The organism is Glycomyces albidus, assembly GCF_009451885.1.
Classification (GTDB): Bacteria; Actinomycetota; Actinomycetes; order Mycobacteriales; family Micromonosporaceae; genus Glycomyces; species Glycomyces albidus.
This window is the reverse complement of the sequence record NZ_WIAO01000016.1, coordinates 83986-103618: the sequence shown is the minus strand read 5'-3', so window position 1 is coordinate 103618 and position 19633 is coordinate 83986. Positions and strand designations below refer to the sequence as shown.

The following is a 19633-nucleotide window of genomic DNA, read 5'->3' as shown; positions in this document are numbered from 1 at the left end:
CTGCTTGTTCACTGTGGGATCCGACGAACCGCGAGCGCACAGGGCGTGAACACTGCGGTCCGCGGTTCAGCGCAGGGCGGTGAAGAAGTCGCGGAGGTCTTCGGCGAGGATGTCCGGGACTTGGTGGGCGGCGTAGTGGCCGCCGGCGTCGTGGGTCCGCCACTGCGTGATGTTGGTGTAGTCGCGTTCGGCGAAGCGGCGAATGGACTGGAAGTCCCCCGCGAAGCTGGAGTTGGCGATCGGGAAGGCTGTGGGTGCGGTGTCGACCGGGTTGCGCTTGTTCTCGAAGTAGAAGCGCATCGACGAGGCGACGGTGTCGTTGAGCCAGTGGATGATGACGTTGTCGATGACGAATCGGTCGCCGACTCCCTCCCCGAAGAGCTGGTCCATCCAGGCGAGGAGGCCGCGGGGCGAGTCGGCGAGTGCGTGGGCGAGCGTCTGCGGCTGCTGGGAGTGGACCTGGTCGTAGGAGCTCTTGTTCTCGTAGAACCACTGGAGCACCTGCAGCGCGCCCATCTCCTCTTCGGACATGCCCTCCATCTCGGACGGGTCGCCTGAGGGGAACGAGAAGATCTGGTCGACGTGGACGCCGATGACGTGCTCGCCGTCGATCCTGCCCAGTTCCGGGGCGATGAACGCGCCGGCGTCGTTGCCGTGCGCGCCGTACCGCTCATAGCCGAGCCGCGACATCAGCGTCGCGAGCGCCTTCGCCGTGCGAGCGGCGCCCCAGCCGGCCTCCGTGGTCGGGCCGGAGAAGCCGAAGCCCGGCAGCGAGGGGATGACCAGGTGGAAGGCCGGGCCCTCGGACGGCCGGGTGAGCGGTTCGATCAGGTCGGTGAACTCCATGATCGTCCCCGGCCAGCCGTGGAGCAGCAGCAGCGGCACGGCCGCGGGGTCGGGCGACTCGATGTGGAGGAAGTGCAGGCGCTGGCCGTCGATCTCGGTGACGAACTGCGGGTATCCGTTGAGTCGCGCTTCGGTGTCGCGCCAGTCGTACTTCTGGAGCCAGTAGTCGGTGAGGTGGTCGACGCGGTCGACGGTGACGCCGTATTCGTCGCCGGCGCCGGGGAGCTCCTGGGCGCGGCGGGCTCGCGACAGGCGGTCGCGGAGGTGGTCGAGCTCGGATTGCGGGATCTCGATCGTGAAGGGCTTGATCGCCTCGTGCTGGGTCATGGCCGTCTTCTCCTTGCTCGGTTCGGGAGCCCGTGCTCCTCGGCTGCCATCAGTATATCAGAACGGAATGATCTATTCCAATATTGGGTCAAGGAACTCGCTCGAGCGGTCCGGGCCTTTCATCGCGGCGTCCGCCTCGGGGCCGGGTCGTCTTGGCGGAGCAGGTCGGCGCCAGGGCCACGGCGTCGCCGCCCAGCCGACCTCGCGCTGCTCATCGTCGATTGGACGACCGCCGGCCGCCGTACGAACCCCGCCTCCGGCTCCGGCGCAGCCGCCGGTCTGAAGTGCTCACGTTCTGTCCATATGAAAGCAGGATCGGGCGGTTTGAGCGTTTCGAGAACTCAGGCCGCTCGAACCAGGCGCCGACGCCAGTGGAGGCACACGCATGACCGAGGACATCCTGACCGCGAAAATCGAGCACGGCTTCGACCACCTGGACGCCGACGGCAGCGGCCGGCTCAACGAGAACGACCACGTCATGATGGGCAGGCGCGCCGCCGCGGGCCTGGGGCACGCGGCGGGATCGCCCGAGGAGGCCCGGGTCGTCGCCGCCTTCGTGGCCATCTGGAACGACCTCCACCGCCCGCACCTCCCCGAGGGACGCGAGGACATCGACAAGGCGACGTTCGTCGCCTCCACCAGAAGCCTCGCCACCGACCCCGCCGCCGCCGAGGCCACCCTGGGTGCGCTTGGGCGGACCTACCTCTCGATCGCCGACATCGACGGCGACGGCGAAGTGGGCGCCGAGGAGTTCGCCGCGTTCCAGCAGTCGCACTTTCCCGGCCTGGGCCAGGGCGACATCGACAAGGCCTTCGGCTACCTCGATCGCGACGGCGACGGGCGCCTCACCGCAGAGGAGTTCGTCAGCGCGGTGATCGAGTACTGGTCGAGCACCGACCCTGAGGCCCCCGGCAATTGGTGGATGGGCCAGCCGATCTACGAGCGCTGAGTTCCGCAGGCGGCGAATCGCGAGCGGCAGGGTCCCGGGCGGCTGCTGCGGCACCCGGCGTTGCGCACTCGCAAGCCGGGCGTCTCCAGCGCGAGGCTGTGCGGACGAATCACAAGGCGGCTCGGGCTTTCGAACCCGGGCCGCCTTCTCGCCGACCGGTCCGTGAGCGCGCCGGTTCACCGGCCGGCGCGGTCCGGACGCCGGGAGGTGCCGGAGTCGCCGCCGACCGGTCACTGCGGGCGCGATGGCCCTCGCGTGCGAGCCGCCCCGCGGAAGCCAGGATGTTTTATGGCGTTTCTTGACGATTATGGCAGACTTGAGCGCTATGTCGGTATCTCAGCACAAGCTCGCCCGCACGCCCATCGCCATCGTCGGGGTGGCCGGCGTCTTTCCGGATGCGCTTGACGTGGGGCGGTTCTGGGACAACGTCCTCGCGGGCAGGGACTGCACCACCGACGTGCCGGAATCGCACTGGCGCATCGAGGACCACTACGACCCCGATCCGCTCGCGGCCGACAAGACCTACTGCCGCCGGGGCGGGTTCCTTCCGGAGGCGACGTTCGACCCGCTCGAGTTCGGCATCTCGCCGCGGTCGCTCGACGCGACCGGCCTGGTCCAGCTGTTGAGCCTCAACGTGGCCCGGGACGTGCTGCGGGACGCGGGCTGCGAGGGCGCCTCCTGGTTCGATCCCGCCCGGACCGGCGTGATCCTCGGCGTGTGCGGCGCGAACTCGTCCATGGGTCCGCTCACCGCCCGGCTCCAGGTCCCCGTGGTCGAGGAGGCCGCGGCCGACTGCGGTCTTGCGCCGCAGGAGGTCGCCGCGCTCTCGCGGCGGTACCTCGCGTCCTTCCCGCAGTGGACGTCCGACTCGTTCCCGGGCCTGCTCGCCAATGTGGTCTCCGGCCGGATCGCGAAGCACTTCAGCCTCGGCGGGGCGAACTTCACGGTGGACGCCGCCTGCGCGAGCTCGCTGGCCGCGCTCAGGGCCGCCGTGGACGAACTCGTGCTGGGCCGCGCCGACCTCATGATCACCGGCGGCTGCGACGCCGACAACTCGAACTTCGCGTTCATGTGCTTCAGCAAGACCCCGGCGCTGGCGCCCAGCGGCCGGATCCGCCCGTTCGACGCGGCGGCCGACGGGACCCTCATCGGTGAAGGCATCGGCATGCTCGCGCTCAAACGCCTCGCCGACGCCGACCGGGACGGCGACCGCGTCTACGCCGTGATCCGCGGGATCGGCAACGCCACCGACGGCCCGGGCACGAGCATCCATGCGCCGTGCGGCGACGGGCAGCACCTCGCCCTCGAGCGCGCGTACCGCGATGCCGGCGTCCCGGCGGCCTCGGTCGCCTTGATCGAGGCGCACGGGACCGGCACCCCGACGGGGGACGGCGTCGAGCTCGCCGCGCTCAACCGGTTCCTCGCCGGCGCCCGGCCCCGCTCCGTGGCGATCGGGTCCGTGAAATCCCAGATCGGGCACACGAAGGCCGCCGCCGGAGCCGCGGGCCTGATCAAGATGGCGCTGGCCCTGCACGACAAGATCCTGCCGCCGCACATCAACGTGGACGAGCCGTGCCCGGAGGCGGCCCGCGCCGACGGCGCCGTCTACGTCAACGCCACCGCGCGGCCCTGGATCAGGGAGCCGCACCGGCCGAAGCGCCGCGGCGGCGTCTCCTCGTTCGGGTTCGGCGGCGTCAACTTCCACGTGGTCCTCGAAGAGCACGACGGACCGGCCGACACGAGGGCGGCCCACAAGGTCCCGGTCGCGCGCCTCTGGCACGCCCCCGACCCTGAGGCCCTGCTGCACCGGCTCGAATCCGGTGCGCCCGCCGACCGCGAAGGCCCGATCCCGCCCGGCCACGCCCGGATCGGGTTCGCGGCCGCGGACGAACGCGACTACGACGCCCGGCTCGCGGCGGCCGTCGCCGGACTGCGCGACCGGCCCGACGCCGACGAGTGGGCCGGCGACGGCGTCCGCTACCGCCGCCGCGCGCGGGACGGCGCGCGCGTCGCGGCGCTGTTCACCGGTCAGGGGAGCCAGTATCCGGACATGGGCCTCGCCGCCGCGAACGCCTTCCCGCCGGTGCGGGCCGCGTTCGACGAGGCGAACCTGATCGGACCCGGTCCGCAGCCCCTGTCCGAGGCGGTGTTCCCACCGGCGGGCACCGACCGTCATGCGGCGGCCGAACGGCTCCGCCGCACCGACTACGCCCAGCCCGCGATCGGCGCCCTCGCCATGGGCCAGTACCGGTTCCTCGCCGACATGGGCTTCGCTCCGGACGCGTGCCTCGGTCACAGCTTCGGCGAGCTCACCGCTCTCTGGGCCGCCGGCGGGCTCGACGACGACGGGTTCCTGCGGCTCGCCGCCGCGCGAGGCGAGGCGATGGCGGCGCCCGCCGGGCCGGGCGCCGATCCCGGTGCGATGCTCGCCGTCCGCTGCTCCGAGGACCGGCTCGCGGCCATCCTGACCTCGCACCCGGGCGCGGTCGTCTGCAACCGCAACGCCCCGGACGAGCTGGTCGTGGGAGGCCCGGCTCCGGTCGTGGACGCACTCGCCGCCGACTGCCGCGGGCAGGGCGTCCCCGCGCAGCCGCTGCCGGTGGGCGCCGCGTTCCACACAAGTCTGGTCGCGCACGCGGTCGAGACGTTCCGCACCGCCGCCGAGGCCGTGACCTTCCGCGCGCCGGTGCGTCCGGTCCTGGCCGGAGCGCCCGGCGCGGGCTACGGCGAGGACCCGGCCGCGAACCGGTCGACCCTGATCGGGCAGATCACCCGCCCGGTCGACTTCCAGCGGCGGATCGAGGAGCTCTACGACTCCGGCCACCGCGTCTTCGTGGAGTTCGGGCCGCGCGGCGTGCTGTCCGGCCTCGTCGAGCGCATCCTCGCGGGACGGGACGCAACGGTCGTCCCCGCCGATCCCGGCCCCCGGCACGACGGCGCCGCCGCACTCATGGAGGCGGCGGTGCGCCTGGCCGTGCTCGGCGTCCCCCTGTTCGGCCTCGACCGGTACGAGCCCCTGCCTGTTGAGCCGGTGGTCCCGTCGCAGGCCGCGCAGTCGCTCCGCGGATACGACTTCGCCGGCCGCCGCGTCCGCGAGACCGCAAATAGAGAGGTGGCGGCTGCCGAGTACCGGCCCGCATCGGTCGAAGAGCGCCCGATCGAGGAGCGCCCGGCGGACCGGGCTCCCGCGAACGAGGCGCCGCCGATGCGCGCGGACCACGCGCGGCCTACGCCCGCCCTGGACGCCGTGCACTTGTCCCGGATCGCGGCCGAGCACCTGGAACTCCACACCCGGTACGTCGACGGACAACTGAGCACGGCCCGGGGACTGGTCGACCTCGCCCGCGCGGCCGCCGACCACGGCTCGGCCGAGGCCGTGGCCCGCGAGGTCAAGGCGATCAGCGACCACGGCATCGCCCTCGGCCGCGCCCACGCGCGGGCGAACGAGGCGTTCGGCGAACTCGCACGGCTCGGCCGGCACCGGGACGCCGCCGCTCCGCTTGAGGACGAGCCGCCCGCTCTCCCCGCCGAGGCGGCCCCCGCGCCTCCCCTGCGACCCGAGACGGCTCCGCCCGCCGAACCGGAGCCCGAACCGCCCGCGCTCGACCCCGCCGACATGGCGGACCTGATCCGCCGGATCATCGCCGACAAGACCGGCTTCCCGCTCGACATGATCGGGCTCGACCAGGACATCCAGACCGACCTCGGCATCGACTCGCTCGCGCAGGTCGAGATCGCGGCCGAACTGTGGAAGCACGTGCCCTCGGCGCCCCGCGAGGCCATGTACATGCTCTCCGCCGGGCGAACCGTCGGCGACTTCGTCGCGTTCGCCGAGCAGATGCTCACCGAAGCGGACCCCGAGGCCGCCGAACCGGCCGTCCGCGCCCTCCCGCTCGGCCGCGCCCATGTGACGCTGCGGGAGCTTCCCGAGGCCGACCACCTGGTCGACGCGTTCCGGCCCGATCCGGCCGCACTCGTCGTCGACGACGGCGGGGCCGTCGCGGCCGCGACGATCACGGCACTCGAACGGGCCGGCTGGCGGACCAGCGTGCTCGCGCTCCCCGGTGTCGGCATCCGCCGAAGCGGACCGACCCGCGCCTTGGACGACTGGAGCGAGGCGGCCCTCGCCGACGCCGTGTCCGCGCTCGTCCCCGGCGACGGGATCCTCGACCTGGCCGTGGTCGTCCTCACCGAGACCGGATCGGCCGCGGACGCGATCCGGCGGCTCTCGCACACGCTGCTCGCCGCGAAGCGCCTCCAGCCGGCGCTGGCCGCGGGCGCGAACGGGACGACCCGGGCCGCCCTGGTCGCGGTGACCGCGCTCGACGGCGCGCTCGGGTACGCCGGATCGCAGGGGCGGACGGGGCCGTCGCTCACCGGCGGTGTCGGCGGCCTCCTCCGGACCGTCGCGATCGAGACCGGCGGCCTCTTCTGCCGGACGCTCGACTACGACCCCGGCCTCGCCGCCGACCATGTCGCCCAGCGCCTCCTCCGCGAGATCCACGACGCCGCCGTCGACCTGCCCGAAGTGGGCGACGACGGGACGGTCCGGCGCACTCCCGCGCTGACCGGGACGCCGACGGCCCTGCCGGTGCCCGCCTCCGGGGCCGAGTCGGCCGAGGTCACCGAGGACGACCTGTTCCTGGTGACGGGCGGGGCGAGGGGCGTCACCGCCTGGTGCGTCATCGAGATGGCGCGCCGCTACCGCTGCGGGTTCCTGCTGCTCGGGCGCACGCCGCTGTCCGGCGGACCCGACGACTCCACCGCGCGGCAGGAGGTCGAACGCACGCTCGAGACGCTGCGTGCACTGGGAGTGCGCGCCGAGTACCTGGCCGCGGACGTCGCCGACGCGGCCGAGGTCGCCGCGGTCCTCGCCCCGTACGCCGACGCCGTCACCGGCGTGATCCACGGCGCCGGGGTGCTGGCCGACTCGTGGCTGCGGGACAAGACGGCCGATGCCGTCGCGCGCGTCGTCGGCCCCAAGCTCGTCGGGCTCGACGCGGTGCTCGGCGCCCTCGACGCGGAGCGCCTGCGCCACCTGGTGCTCTTCACGTCCGTCGTCGCGCTCAACGGCAACCTCCGCCAGTCCGACTACGCCATGGCCAACGACGCCCTCGACAAGTTCGCCTGCGCGTGGAAGGCCGCCCGTCCGGCCTGCCGCGTGTCGGCACTGGCGTTCGGGCCCTGGCACGGCGGGATGGCCAACGACGCGATCCAGGAGATCTTCCGGCAGCAGGGCATTCCGATGCTGACCCGCGACCACGGCACCGCCCTCTTCGTCGAACAGCTCGGCCCCGAACACCGGGACCACCTGGTGACGGTGCTCGGCCCGACCGTCCCGCTGTTCCCGAAGTCCCGGCCGCTCGCGTCCTCGGGTGCGACCGTGCGGCGCGACCTGGCCGGCCTCGCGGCCCATCCCGTCCTCCGCGACCACGCCTTCGACGGGACGACCGCGGTGCTGCCCTTGAGCGCGGCGATCGGCTGGTGCGCGAACAGCCTGGAAGGGCTGGACGGCGGCCGGGCGGCGGTCGAGGTCCGCGACTTCGCGATCGGCCGCGGCGTCGTCTTCGACGGGTCCGAACAGGACCGGTTCGAGCTGCGGGCGGCCCCGGCCGGCGACGGACCCGACTGGGTCGACGTCGCGATCCGCAGCCACCGCGGCGTCGAGCCTCCCGTGCTCCGCTACCAGGGGCGCTTCAGGATGGCGGCCGAGCCGGCGCCCGCGCCCCGACTGGACGGGCTGGACGCGTACGAGCTGCCCGCGTTCGAACCGCACCCGTACTACGCCGACGGGTTCTTCTTCCACGGGCCCACGCTCACCGGGCTCGGGCCGGAACTCGCCGCCGGACCCGACCAGGTGGTGGCCCTCGCGCGGCTGGCCGCGCCCTCCCTTCCCGGTTGCAGCGGCCGGCTGTACGACGGCGCGGCCGCCGATCTGCTCCCGCAGGGCGCACTGCTCCTCGGACGGCGGCTGACCGGCCGCCGGTCGCTGCCGATGAAGGTCGACGCCGTCGAGGTGTACGCGCCCCTCCCCGACGGCGAGCCGTTCCTGATCGTGGCCGAGCTCGATGAGCAGCGCGCACTCGACAACCGCTACACCGTCACCGCCTGCGCGCCGGACGGCCGGGTACTCCAGCGCTGGAAGGGCCTGGCGATGCTGGACCTCACCCCGGAGCTCCTCGCCGACACCCGGTGGGCCCCGCTCCACATGCTCGCCGAGCAGGAGCCGACCGTCGGAGCGGTGAACCGTGCGTGACGACGAACTCGGCTTCGACGGTCTCCCGATCGAGGCGTTCCCGCTCCCCCGCAACGACGAAGCCGCCGCCCCCGCGTCGGCTCCGCGCGATGCCGCCGGTGTCGCCGGTGTCGCCGAGTCGTTCCTCGCCGAGGCCCTCCGGGTCCACCGGGCGGTCCTCGACGTGCACCAGTCCATCTCGGACGATCTGCTCGCCTCCGCCGAGTCGGCCGTCGCCGGGCGGGCGTTCCCGGCCCGCCCGGAGATCCCCGCGCCTCGCGCCGAACCCGATCACGGCACGACCGCGGCGAACCCGGCCCGGCAGCCGCTGCGCCCGCAGCTTCCGGTGGGAGACATGCGCATGTTCGGAAGCGTGCTGGAATTCGACGGCACACCCGGTGAGTTCCGGACCGGGTCGACCCTCCTCAGCGACTTCGCGGTCCCGCCCGACGCCTGGTTCCGCACGGAGGACCGCTCCTCGCTGGCGAACCTCGCCTGGCAGGAGATCGCCTTGCAGGCCGCCGGGAAGCTCTGCGACCTCAACGGGATCGCCGTCGGGCACATCGAGGAGGACCTCGTCTTCCGCAACCTCGAAGGCCGCTCGCGGCTGCTGCGCCACGCGTCCCCGCTCGGCCGCACCGTGCAGGTGCGCACCGAGCTGCTGGGGCACACACCGCTCCCCCAGTCCGCCCTCGTGCGCTTCGGTTTCGCCGTCGCCCTCGACGGCCGCCCCTGCTACGAGGGGGAAACAGTGCACGGGGTCTTCACTCCGGCCGTCCTCGACCGCGAGACGGGCCTCGACGGCGGCCGTCGCGTCCCCACCTGGCTGGAGCGGCAGACCAGTCCGCCGCCGGTGGTCAAGGCGGTCCTGCCGGCCCCAGGCGAGGACCAGCTCGACCTGATCGACGATGCCGAGGTCGTCCTCGGCGGCGGCGACCACGGCGCGGGCTACGTCCTGGCCCGCAAGCGGATCGACCCGGCCGCCTGGTACTTCGACCTGCACTTCCCCGGTGATCCGGTCATGCCCGGCAGCCTCGGCGTCGAGACGCTCTTCCACGCCGTGCGCGCCTATGCCGTCGCGGCCGGTCTGACCGAGACGATGTCGGCACCGTGCTTCGCCCCCGCACCCGACGCCGAGCTGACCTGGAAGTACCGGGGCCAGGTGCTGCGCGAGAACGACGAGCTCCAGTGCGAGGTGCACCTCCGAGCCGTCCATCATGGACCCGATCGGGTCCTGCTCCATGCCGACGGCTCGCTCTTCTGCGACGGCCTGCGCGTCTACCGAGTGGACGGGATCTGCATCGAGCTCCGGGAAGGGCGGCACCGGTGACGCATTTCGACGCCGAGCACACGTACCGGGTCCTCGCCGACCTCGACCGGCACTGCTACATCAGCCGCCTGGGCGACCGGGTCACGGCGAGCAACACCCCACTGGAAGGAGCGGTGCCCCTGGCCGTCGCCGCACCGCTGCCACCCGAGAGGCTCGGGTCGCCGCAGTTCGCGCGCCGCCACGGAGTGTGCTACCCCTACATGGCCGGTTCCATGGCGGGCGGGATCGCGTCGACCGAACTGGTCGCCGCGCTGGCCCGGGCCGGATACCTCGCGTCGTTCGGCAGCGCCGGACTCGGCGTCGACCGCATCGACGCGGCGCTCGCCGAGCTCGACCGTGAGCTGGGCGATCTGCCCTACGCCGCCAACCTCATCCACTCGCCGCAGCAGCCCCGCCGGGAGCGGGCCGTGATCGACGTGTACCTGCGCCGCCGCCTCCGCTGCGTCGAGGCGTCCGCGTTCGTCTCGCTCAGCGCCGAACTGGTGCGCTACCGGGTCTCCGGTCTGCGCACCGACCCGGCCGGCGGCGTGCACGCCGAGAACCGGGTCGTCGCCAAGGTGTCGCGCGCCGAGGTCGCCCGGCTCTTCCTGCGCCCCGCACCCGAAGCGCTCGTCGCGGAACTGCTCGCGGCCGGGGACGTCACCGCCGAGCAGGCCCGGCTCGCCCGCGACGTCCCGATGGCCGACGACATCACCGTCGAGGCCGATTCCGGCGGCCACACCGACCGGCGGCCGCTGGCGGTGCTCGTCCCGCAGATGCTGCGGCTCCGTGACGAAGACGGGCTCGCGCACTGGCCGGTGCGGATCGGCGCGGCGGGTTCCATCGGCACGCCGCACGCGGTGCACGCCGCGTTCGCTCTGGGCGCCGAGTACGTGGTCACCGGTTCGGTGAACCAGTCCTGTGTGGAGGCGGGCACGTCGCGGGCCGTGAAGGCGCTGCTCGCTCAAGCGGGACCGACCGATTGCGCGATGGCGCCGGCGGCGGACATGTTCGAGGCGGGCGCCGAGGTGCAGGTGCTCCGGAAGGGCACGCTCTTCGCGCAGCGGGCGGCCCATCTGGCGCGGCTCTACCGCGGCTACGACCGCATCGAGGACCTGCCGGAATCCGAGCTGGACCGCCTGCGTGCGCACGTCTTCCGCGGGGGCCTCGACCGGGCCTGGGACGACACGGCCGCCTACCTGCGCGAGCGCGAGCCCGCCGACCTCGCCCGCGCCGACGCCGACCCGCGCCACCGCATGGCCCTGCTGTTCCGCTCCTACCTGGGCTCGAGCTCGCGCTGGGCGACGTCCGGCTCCGGCGACCGCGTCGAGGACTACCAGATCTGGTGCGGACCGGCGATGGGCGCCTTCAACCTCTGGGTCCGCGGCACGGCGCTCGAACCGGTCGAGCACCGCGGGGCCGCCGACATCGCCGGCCACCTGCTCCGTGGCGCCGCGTTCCAGGCGAGGGTCGCGCAGCTGCGCTTCGCCGGGGTGCGGATCCCGAAGCGCTGCGCCGAATACCGGCTGCCGCCGCTCCGTGAACCCGCCCTGGCGGGCTGAGCGGGGTCCACGGGGCGACGGCCCGGCTCGTCGTGTGCCGCTTGCCGACTCCGGCTCAAGTGGTGGCCGCTCGCCGCCTGCCGTGACGACGTGCAGCGGGCGCCGCTCGCCGGTGCCGATGGCCTTCGGTCCTCGAATGCCCCGGACGAGCGGCGGCCCGCTCATGGCGTCGGCGGTTCGGGGAGCGTGAGGGCCGTGTAGGCCGGGCGCGGTGTCGGAGCGGGCATCGCTGCGAGGGTGCGGAATCTGGCGTTGCGTTCCTCCAGGGCCCGGGCGGTCGTCGGGAAGAGGCCGGCCGTGCCGTGGTCGACCAGTGCCTGGTTCTCGGTCACGAACGGGCGCACGGCTTGTTCGTAGGCCGTGAAGGCCGGCTCGGGGTCTCGGTGGACTGCGAGGGCGTGCGCCAGCATGTAGGCGCCCACGAGGGCGAGGCTGGAGCCCTGTCCGGTGAGGAACGACGGCGCGTAGGCGGCGTCCCCGACGAGGGCGGCTCGGCCGCTGGACCAGGCCGGCATGCGGATCTGGGAGACCGTGTCGCAGAAGAGGTCGTCGGCATCGCGCATCGCGCCGATGAGGGCCGGGATCTTCCAGTCCGTGTCGGTGAAGGCGCCGGCGACGAGGTCCACTTGAGACGCGCGGTCCCGGAAGTCGAGCGGCGGTTCAGGGACGTGGAAGTTCAGGAACGCGTGCAGGTCGTCGTCCTTGCCGCCGGTGGCGTAGAGGGCCGCGGCCTTGCCGGGGACGTTCCACATCAGGAGTTCGCGGGAGAGTCCGAACGTGTTGGGCATGGTGAACACGGCGAAGCAGTAGCCGAGGTGGCGGTGGAACGGCGCGTCGGGTCCGAACAGGAGCCTCCGGGTCTGCGAGTGCATGCCGTCGGCGCCGATCACGAGGTCGAAGGCGCGTTGTTCTCCACTGCGGAAGGTGACGTCCACGCCGTGGCCGGACTGTTCGAGGGTGTCGATGGAGTCGTCGAAGCGGAAATCGACGTCGTCGCGGACGGTGTCGTAGAGGATCGCCGTCAGGTCGCCGCGGCGGATTTCGAGGTCGCGGCCTTCGACGCTGCCGGCGATGGCGTGCGGCGTGACGGAGGCGAGTTCGCCGCCGTCGGGGTCAAGGAACGTGATGCGCCGGGTGTCGACGTGCGCGTCCTGGAGGCGCGGGAGGATCCCCATGCGCCGGGCGGCTTCGACGGCGGTGCCGCGTACGTCGATCGGGTAGCCGCCGCCGCGCGGGGCGCTCGCCTTCTCCACCACCGTGACCGCGAATCCGTACCGGTGGAGCCAGTAGGCGAGGGCGGGGCCGGCGATGCTGGCCCCCGAGATCAGGACCGTTCGTTTCGAGTGGTGCATCATGCGCGGGTTCCCTTCTTCATGACGCGGACGACGAGCAGTGACAGGGCGGCGATGACGCCGGCTGTGATGAATCCGGTGGTGAACGCCGATTCGGTCGGCAGGTCGGTGGCCGGGTCGGTTCCGGCCTCGAGGAGCACGCCGCCGAGCTGGGCGCCCAGGGCGACGCCGACGACGCGGGTGACGACGAGCAGGCTGGTGGCGATGCCGGTGTCCTTGGCGGCCACGGCGGTCGCAGTGCTCGCGAGCAGTGCGATCGCGCTGACGCTGACGGCGAAGCCGGTCAGGGCCCTGGCGGCGACGAGCTGCCAGGTCGAGTCGTGCAGCGACGCCAGGGCGATGAGGGTGCCCGCGGTGGCGAGGGCGCCGGCGGTGATCACGGCGCGCGGGCCGAAGCGCCGCGAGGCGATGCCGGCGATCGTCCCGGCCACGACTCCGGCGATGGTCGCCGGCACCAGGTACAGGCCGATGTCGGACGAGCTCGCGCCGAACCCGTACCCGTCGCCGGAGACCGAGAGCATCTGCGGGACGAGGTAGACCGTCATCCCGAAGCCGAGGCTGAGGAAGAGGGTCGCCGCGCTGGCGCTCCACATGGCCGGCATCGCGAGCATCCGCAGGTCGACCATGGGCGAGGCGGCGCGGCGCTCGACGGCGGCCCAGGCGGTCGCGAGGGCGGCCACGCCCGCGGTGACGGCGGCGATCGCGAGCGGCGGGAGGCCGCCGCCGGCGACCGCCATGAATCCGAGCACGAGCGCGACCAGGGTGCAGCTCAAGAGGATCACGCCGAGCCAGTCGATCGTCGCGTCCGATTCGGGCGCGTCGCCCGGCATCATGCGGGCCACGATCAGCGTCGTCGCGATGATCGCGGTCGTGGGGATCGCGAACATCCAGTGCCGGGAGAGGTTCTCGGCGATCGGCCCGGCGATGAGCATGCCGACGAGGCTGCCGCCGGTGAACAGTCCGCTCACGAGCCCGACGGCCACCTGCGTCTGCCCGGGCGGGAGGTGCTTGCGCACCAGGATGAACGAGAGCGGCAGCGCCCCGACCATCGCGCCTTGGAGGATCTGGCCGGCGAGCAGCACCGGCAGGTTCGGTGCCGCGCTGGAGAGCAGGCCGCCGGCCGAGACGACGGTCATCAGCACGACGAGGACCCGCTTGCCGCCGTAGCGGTCGCCGAGTTTGCCGGCGATCGGCGCGACGACCGCGCCGGTGATGAGCAGGGTGATGAAGATCAGCGAGCCTTCGGCGGGGCCGATCCGCAGATCGTCCTGGAGCAGCGGGAGCGAGGGCTCCACGACCGCTTGCAGGGTGCCGAGGGCGAGGGCGAGTATGCCGAGGGCACCGATCGCCGGTTTCCCGATTCGGACCGGGGCTTCCGTGGTTACCGCCATGGACGTCCTTTTCGTCTCCGCGACGAGCTCGTTCCCGCCGCGCCTTCTCGGGGCGGGGCGCCTCCGGCTTTCGATACCGGACGGATCGGCTCAATCCGAAACTACACTACACGGTGTAGTGCATTCCGGGGGCGGCGATGGCCGGGCGGACGCGGACTGTCCGTTAGGATCTGCCTATGCCGACGGGGAAGACGCTGCGTGAGGGGTCCGCAGAGAAGCGGGCCGCCATCCTCTCGGCGGCCCGCGAGTTGTTCCTCACAGAGGGCTTCGACCGGTCGAGCGTCGATGCGGTCGCGGCGCGGGCCGGCGTCTCCAAGCGGACGGTCTACGACTACTTCGGCGACAAGCAGACCCTGCTGCACGCCGTCTTCGACGCGGTCGGCCAGTCGCTGCTGGCCACGGTCCGGCGGACCGTCGACGCCACGCTCTCCGGCGTCACCGCCGCCGCCGAACTCGAGCCCGCACTGGTCGAGTTCTCGATGCGGATCGTGACCGACATGCTCGACTCGGCCGAGTACACGACGCTCCAGCGGTTCGTCCGCACCGCATCCGGGCATCTGCCCGAGCCGGAGGACCGCGCGCTGACCGACGCGCCCGAAGAGGCCCTCGGCGACCGGTTCGCCGCGCTCGCCGCGGCCGGTCTGCTCGACGTCCCGGACCGGCGGCTCGCGGCCGACCACTTCATCGCGCTGACCTTCGGGGTCGCGCTCAGCAGGTTCGGTTCCGTGAACGCCGCCAAGGACGCCCACGTGCGGCCGCTCATCGTCGAAGGCGTGCGGGCGTTCCTGCGGGCGTACCGGCGAAGCTGAGCAGCGCTCGCCGACCGCCTGAATGCGGCCGAGATCGAGTCGGGCCCGGACCGATGGTCCGGGCCCGTCGGGTGTCGCACGGGGTGGGTGGCGGTGCGGCCGTCAGGCCGTCTGCCGCAGGGACATCACCGCCCAGGGCGCGAGGTCGACGTCGAGTTCGAGGACGCCGGAGTCGGGGACGGTGAGCGTGTACCGCAGCAGTGCGTCCGCGACGGCGCCGAGGTGGCGGTGCTGCTCTCGCGTCGGGTTGACCGGGCTCCCCATCCGGTACCAGGCCTCGGCGACGTTCCCGTGGTCCCAGTCGAGGATCTCGACCAGGAACGCCGTGCCCGGTTCGAGGCCGCCGATCGAGTGCTTGACCCTCCTGTTCGGACCGATGGAGGCCAGGGCCCTGGTCGCCTCGTACGAGTTCGCCGACCCGATCGACTTGACGCCCATGTCCTCCGGGTAGTTGAAGAACACTGCCGACACGGCCGAGGTGCGGCTGTCGCGGGTCACGGCGCCGTGCGGAGCCGAGAGCAGGAGGCGGTCGCCGAGCCGGCCGAGCATGTCGAGCGCGTGGAACGTGGGCTTGTGGATGCCGTTCTCGTTCACCAGGCCGAATCCGCCGTGGAACGGGCCGATGCCCGCGCCGCCCTCTTCGAACACGTCGGTGAAGGCCCAGTACGAGATCGAGTCGGCGAGTGCGGCGCATTGGAGGAACGAGCGGGTGATCGAGGCGGCCGCGAACACGGTGTCGTGCATGCGGTCCCGCGAGGACGGCGAGGTCGACCACTCCGTGATGTGGATCTCCGCGTCCGGGTAGGCGCTGTCGGCGATGAGCTTGCGCAGGAGGGTGAGGTCGTCGCGGGTGGCGTCGGCGTACCGGGAGAGCGGCACGCCGACGCCGTCGGCGCCGAACGCGTAGTCGGTCGGGTACGTGTGGGTGGAGACGAAGTCGACCGGGACCTGTCGCTCGCGGCACCAGTCCAGGAACTCCTCGATCCACACCGGACGCCAGTCGAGTGCGTCGATGTCCTCGGCGACGGCGGTCGCGTGCTCCTTGGAGCGGTCCTGGACCTCGCCCTTGTAGCGGTCGTCGGGGACGAAGACGCTCGTGGACGGGCCGCCGACGCGCAGTTCGAGGTCGATCTCCTTGATCGCGTTCGCGGTCGCCTCGTACAGCTCGAAGTACTGCGTCCTGGTCCCGGTCCAGAAGTGGGGCACCAGGTTCGGCTCGTTCCACACCTCGAACCGCCACTGCCGGACCTCGGCGAGCCCGTACCGGTCGATCCAGTGCTCCACCGTCCTGGTGACGAGTTCGACCCAGCGGGACATGTCCTTGGGCGGGCTGCAGTGCGCGTGCCACCAGAACAGCGTCTCGGTCTGCGTCGCGAGCTCGCGGGGCATGAACCCGAGCTCGACGAACGGGCGGGCGCCGCTGTCGAGGATGAAGTCGAAGACCTTGTCCACGTAGCTGAACGTGTGGACGGGCGATGCGAGGGGCGTGTTCGGGCCGAAGCCGCCGCCGTCGCTCTCCCGGTAGACGAACATGTCGTCGTGAAAGAGGCCGTGGAAGCGGATGTACTTGAATCCGAGGGTGTCGACGGCCTCGGTGAACTGCCGCTGCCAGTCGGCCCGGAGCGCCTCGTTCGCCCTTCCGGCGCCGACGCATTCGCTCCAGACGTGGTGCAGGGCGGTCTCCTCGCACTGCCGGCCGTCGATGCGGAGCCGGGTCGCGGGCTCGCTGGTCATGGCGTCACTCTTCCTTCAAGACCATCGAAATATTTTCGAAAACTATTCGATCGGGCTATACGCTACCCAGCCTGCGAAGGTCCGTCAATATGCAGGCCGGTGCGGAGGCATGCGCACGTGGTAGGGTCGAAAGGTTTTCGAAATGGCGAAAGGAACCCCGGTGAATCGCCGAAGCGAACGAGTGACCCTGGCGGACGTGGCGCTCGCGGCCGGCGTCTCGCAGGCGACCGTCTCAAAAGTCCTCAATGGACGCAGTGACGTGTCGGCGGGCACGCGCGAGCATGTGCTCGAGGTCGTCGCCGCGACCGGGTACCGGCCCACGACGCCGCGGCACGACCGGCCGCGGACGCGTTCGCTCGTGACGGTGCTCGACTTCGTGGCCTCCCCGTACGCGGGGACGGTGCTCCAGGAGATCCTTGCCGCGGCAACGGAAGCGGCGACCGAGCTGGTGGTCCGGCTGCCGCCGGAGCCGTCGATCGGCGCCGGGGCCGCCCGCGCGTGGGTCGACGGACTGCTGGCGGCGGGCGCGGTCGGCGTCATCGAACTCGCCGTGGCCGTTCCCGATGCGGTGCTGACCGCCGCGGGCGACCGCGAGCTGCCCGTCGTGACCATCGATCCGATCGGGACGGCGGATGCGCGCGCCGTCAACATCGGCGCCACCAACTGGGCCGGGGCGCGGTCCGCGACCGAGCACGTCATCCGGCTCGGGCACCGCAGGATCGCCTGGATCGGCGGGCCGCCCGACTCGGCTCCTTCGGCCGAGCGGTTCCAGGGGTACCGGGCGGCGCTCGACGAGGCGGGGCTCGCGGCGGATCCGGCGCTGGTCCGCCACGACGCGTTCACTGTGGAGGCGGGGTTCAGGCACGGCCGCGAACTGCTCACGCTCGCAGCGGCGCCAACGGCCGTCGTCGCCGGGAACGACGAGATCGCGATCGGCGTCCTCGCCGCGGCGAAGGAGCTCGGCCTGGACGTGCCGGGCCGGCTGTCCGTCACCGGTTTCGACGACACGTCGCAGACCGAATGGATCTCGCCGGGTCTCACGTCGGTGCGGCAGCCGCTCGCGGGTATGGGCCGCATGGCGGTCGAGACGGTCCTCAGCATGGCGAAAGGCGCCCGGCCCGCGTCCAGGCACCTGCAGTTGGCGACGGCGCTCACCGTCCGCGACTCGACGGGGCCCGTGCCGGCGGCGTGAGCCGGCTTCCCAAGGGGCTGATGGAGAGCGGATCGCCGCCCGACCGGCTCTGTCGTGTCCCGGGCGGCGATCCGTGTGGAGATGGCTTAGGACAGGGTCCAGCGTTGGTTGGTGCCGCCGTGGCAGGTCCACAGCTGGACCAGGGCGGCGTTGGCCGTGGAGGCCCCCGACACGTCCAGGCACAACCCCGACGCCGCATTCGTGATCGAACCGTTCGAATTCACGTTCCACCGCTGGTTCGCCCCGCCATGACAGGTCCAGATGATCGCCGCCGTCCCGTTCGCGGTACCGCCACCGGACGCGTCCAGGCACTTGCGCGACCCGCCCGAGTACACCGACAACTCGCCGTTGGCGTACGTCCACTGCTGGTTCGCACCCGACCAGCAGTCATAGATCTGCACCTGCGTCCCGTTCGTCGTCGACTGGTTCGGCACATCCAGACAACGACCCGAACCCACACCACGCACCTGACCCGAATCACCACCGGGGTTGCCCGGATCGCCGTTGTTCAGGGCGGCGAGCACGGTGTGGTAGGCGGCCTTCTTCTGGTAGTTGCCGTCGAAGAGCAGCGGGTTGTCGTCGCGCCACGAGTACTTGTCGGTGACGCCCCAGACGGTGATGCCGGTGCAGCGGGCGACGGCCATGCAGGCGCGCGTGACGGTCTCGTAGGTGGCGGCCTGGCCGGAGCCCTGGCCGACGTCGAGCTCGGTGATCTCGACGTCGACGCCGAGGTCGGCGAAGCGCTGGAGGTTGGCCTGGTAGCTCGACAGGTTCTCGTTGGCGGCGATGTGGGTCTGGAAGCCGACGCAGTCGATCGGGACGCCGCGGGACTTGAAGTCGCGGACCATGTTGTAGATCGCGGTGCTCTTGGCGTTGATCGCGTCGGTGCCGTAGTCGTTGTAGCAGAGCCTGGCGGTGGGGTCGGCGGCGTCGGCGGCGCGGAACGCCTCCTCGATCCAGCCGTTGCCGAGCTGCTGCTGGAGGTTCGACTGGCGGCGCGAGCCGTCCCACTCGAAGGCCTCGTTCACCACGTCCCAGGCGAAGACGTCGCCCTCGTAGTGGTTGGCGACGCCGGCGATGTGGTTGAGCATGGCGTTGCGGAGGTTCTGGCCGGTCAGGTTCTGGACCCAGCCGGGTTGCTGGGCGTGCCAGACGAGGGTGTGGCCGCGGACCTTCATGCCGCGGGCCTGCGCCCAGTTGACGAGCTGGTCGCCGCCGGAGAAGTTGAACTGGCCCGGGTTGGGCTCGGTGGCGTCCCACTTCATGGAGTTCTCGGCGACGACCGAGTTGAACTCGGCGGCGAGCGTGTTGGCGTACGCGGCTTCGCTCAGGTACTGGTTGGAGACGGCGGCGCCGAAGTACCGGCCGCTCTCGGCGGCCGAGGCGCCGAGCGTGGTGGCGGCCTGCGCGGTGCCGGAGGACATCACGATCGCGGTCGTGGCGGCGACGCTCGCGGTCGCGACTGCGGCTATCGCCGACCAGACGCGATGCCGTCGCCTCGGTGAACTGATGGTCATGGTGCTCCCTGTGCGGTGAGGGTGCCCGGGAGGCGGCGCGGCCGGCGATACCGGGACAGCGGTGCGCGACTCCAGAGCCTTTCGAAAATTTCGTGGTATATCCCGAAACTTACGATCAGACTATAGATATGTTTCGATACCTCGTCAAGCCGAACGCGCGCCGGGCCGCCCGCCGGCGGTCCGGTGCCCGCCTCGTCTTCACCGGATCGCTTCCGCCGCACCGGCATCGCAACCGAGCCGATCGCCCACGGCCGCACTGGTCCTCCGCTCCGCCCCTCGACGATCCGGCGGTCCGCCCATCGCGAATGACATCGACCTATTTACATGTGACGAACCCTCTGGCTATCCTGTGTGCATCCCTAACATTCGGCAGAAGGGCCGAAACTTACGGTGACTCCGAGGTTGTTAGC

The 19633-nt window shown here is 71.9% G+C and carries 11 protein-coding genes; 6 read left to right on the top strand and 5 right to left on the bottom strand.

Annotation, left to right across the window (positions count from 1 at the left end; genetic code table 11):
* Positions 1-66: 66 nt before the first annotated feature.
* On the bottom strand, positions 67-1173 hold the full coding sequence (locus GFD30_RS14450) for an epoxide hydrolase family protein (protein WP_153025906.1): 1107 nt from the start codon (positions 1171-1173) through the stop codon (positions 67-69).
* 385 nt (positions 1174-1558) lie between these two features.
* Between GFD30_RS14450 and GFD30_RS14445 the strand changes: the two genes are divergently transcribed.
* The 4 genes from GFD30_RS14445 to GFD30_RS14430 all read left to right on the top strand — a co-directional run bounded on the left by GFD30_RS14445 (position 1559) and on the right by GFD30_RS14430 (position 11228).
* Complete coding sequence (locus GFD30_RS14445; RefSeq protein WP_153025905.1) at positions 1559-2122, top strand: EF-hand domain-containing protein; 564 nt, start codon at positions 1559-1561, stop codon at positions 2120-2122.
* A gap of 325 nt (positions 2123-2447) precedes the next feature.
* Positions 2448-8378, top strand: coding sequence for a type I polyketide synthase (locus GFD30_RS14440; RefSeq protein ID WP_153025904.1), 5931 nt, complete (start codon positions 2448-2450; stop codon positions 8376-8378).
* Complete coding sequence (locus tag GFD30_RS14435) at positions 8371-9687, top strand: hotdog family protein (RefSeq protein WP_153025903.1); 1317 nt, start codon at positions 8371-8373, stop codon at positions 9685-9687. The genes GFD30_RS14440 and GFD30_RS14435 overlap by 8 nt, the downstream gene beginning before the upstream one ends.
* Positions 9684-11228, top strand: coding sequence for a PfaD family polyunsaturated fatty acid/polyketide biosynthesis protein (locus GFD30_RS14430; protein WP_322633246.1), 1545 nt, complete (start codon positions 9684-9686; stop codon positions 11226-11228). Before GFD30_RS14435 ends, GFD30_RS14430 begins: the two co-directional genes overlap by 4 nt.
* Positions 11229-11389: 161 nt before the next feature.
* Here GFD30_RS14430 and GFD30_RS14425 read toward each other — a convergent pair whose 3' ends face one another.
* Both GFD30_RS14425 and GFD30_RS14420 read right to left on the bottom strand, forming a co-directional pair.
* A complete protein-coding gene (locus GFD30_RS14425; RefSeq protein ID WP_153025902.1) occupies positions 11390-12583 on the bottom strand; it encodes an FAD-dependent monooxygenase in 1194 nt (397 codons plus the stop codon).
* Positions 12580-13971: an MFS transporter gene (locus GFD30_RS14420; RefSeq protein ID WP_153025901.1), complete on the bottom strand. Its 1392-nt coding sequence runs from the start codon at positions 13969-13971 to the stop codon at positions 12580-12582. The genes GFD30_RS14425 and GFD30_RS14420 overlap by 4 nt, the downstream gene beginning before the upstream one ends.
* A 176-nt stretch (positions 13972-14147) precedes the next feature.
* On the opposite strand from GFD30_RS14420, the gene GFD30_RS14415 reads away from it, so the two are divergent.
* Complete coding sequence (locus GFD30_RS14415; protein WP_153025900.1) at positions 14148-14780, top strand: TetR/AcrR family transcriptional regulator; 633 nt, start codon at positions 14148-14150, stop codon at positions 14778-14780.
* Between the two features lie 102 nt (positions 14781-14882).
* Here the strand turns inward: GFD30_RS14415 and GFD30_RS14410 are convergent, their stop codons facing one another.
* Positions 14883-16514 carry a GH39 family glycosyl hydrolase gene (locus GFD30_RS14410; RefSeq protein WP_153025899.1) on the bottom strand — a complete coding sequence of 544 codons (1632 nt, stop codon included), beginning with the start codon at positions 16512-16514 and terminating at the stop codon, positions 14883-14885.
* A 160-nt stretch (positions 16515-16674) separates the two neighbouring features.
* Here GFD30_RS14410 and GFD30_RS14405 point away from each other — a divergent pair, with 160 nt between their 5' ends.
* Positions 16675-17706, top strand: a complete 1032-nt coding sequence (locus tag GFD30_RS14405; RefSeq protein ID WP_322633245.1) for a LacI family DNA-binding transcriptional regulator — start codon at positions 16675-16677, stop codon at positions 17704-17706.
* Between the two features lie 86 nt (positions 17707-17792).
* Here the strand turns inward: GFD30_RS14405 and GFD30_RS14400 are convergent, their stop codons facing one another.
* Positions 17793-19223, bottom strand: a complete 1431-nt coding sequence (locus GFD30_RS14400) for an endo-1,4-beta-xylanase (protein ID WP_153025897.1) — start codon at positions 19221-19223, stop codon at positions 17793-17795.
* Between the last annotated feature and the right edge of the window lie 410 nt (positions 19224-19633).

Coding starts and splice junctions, on each gene's coding strand:
- GFD30_RS14450 (WP_153025906.1), bottom strand. CDS start 1,173: ATGACCCAGCACGAGGCGATCAAGCCCTTCACGATCGAGATCCCGCAA.
- GFD30_RS14445 (WP_153025905.1), top strand. CDS start 1,559: ATGACCGAGGACATCCTGACCGCGAAAATCGAGCACGGCTTCGACCAC.
- GFD30_RS14440 (WP_153025904.1), top strand. CDS start 2,448: ATGTCGGTATCTCAGCACAAGCTCGCCCGCACGCCCATCGCCATCGTC.
- GFD30_RS14425 (WP_153025902.1), bottom strand. CDS start 12,583: ATGATGCACCACTCGAAACGAACGGTCCTGATCTCGGGGGCCAGCATC.
- GFD30_RS14420 (WP_153025901.1), bottom strand. CDS start 13,971: ATGGCGGTAACCACGGAAGCCCCGGTCCGAATCGGGAAACCGGCGATC.
- GFD30_RS14415 (WP_153025900.1), top strand. CDS start 14,148: ATGCCGACGGGGAAGACGCTGCGTGAGGGGTCCGCAGAGAAGCGGGCC.
- GFD30_RS14410 (WP_153025899.1), bottom strand. CDS start 16,514: ATGACCAGCGAGCCCGCGACCCGGCTCCGCATCGACGGCCGGCAGTGC.
- GFD30_RS14400 (WP_153025897.1), bottom strand. CDS start 19,223: ATGACCATCAGTTCACCGAGGCGACGGCATCGCGTCTGGTCGGCGATA.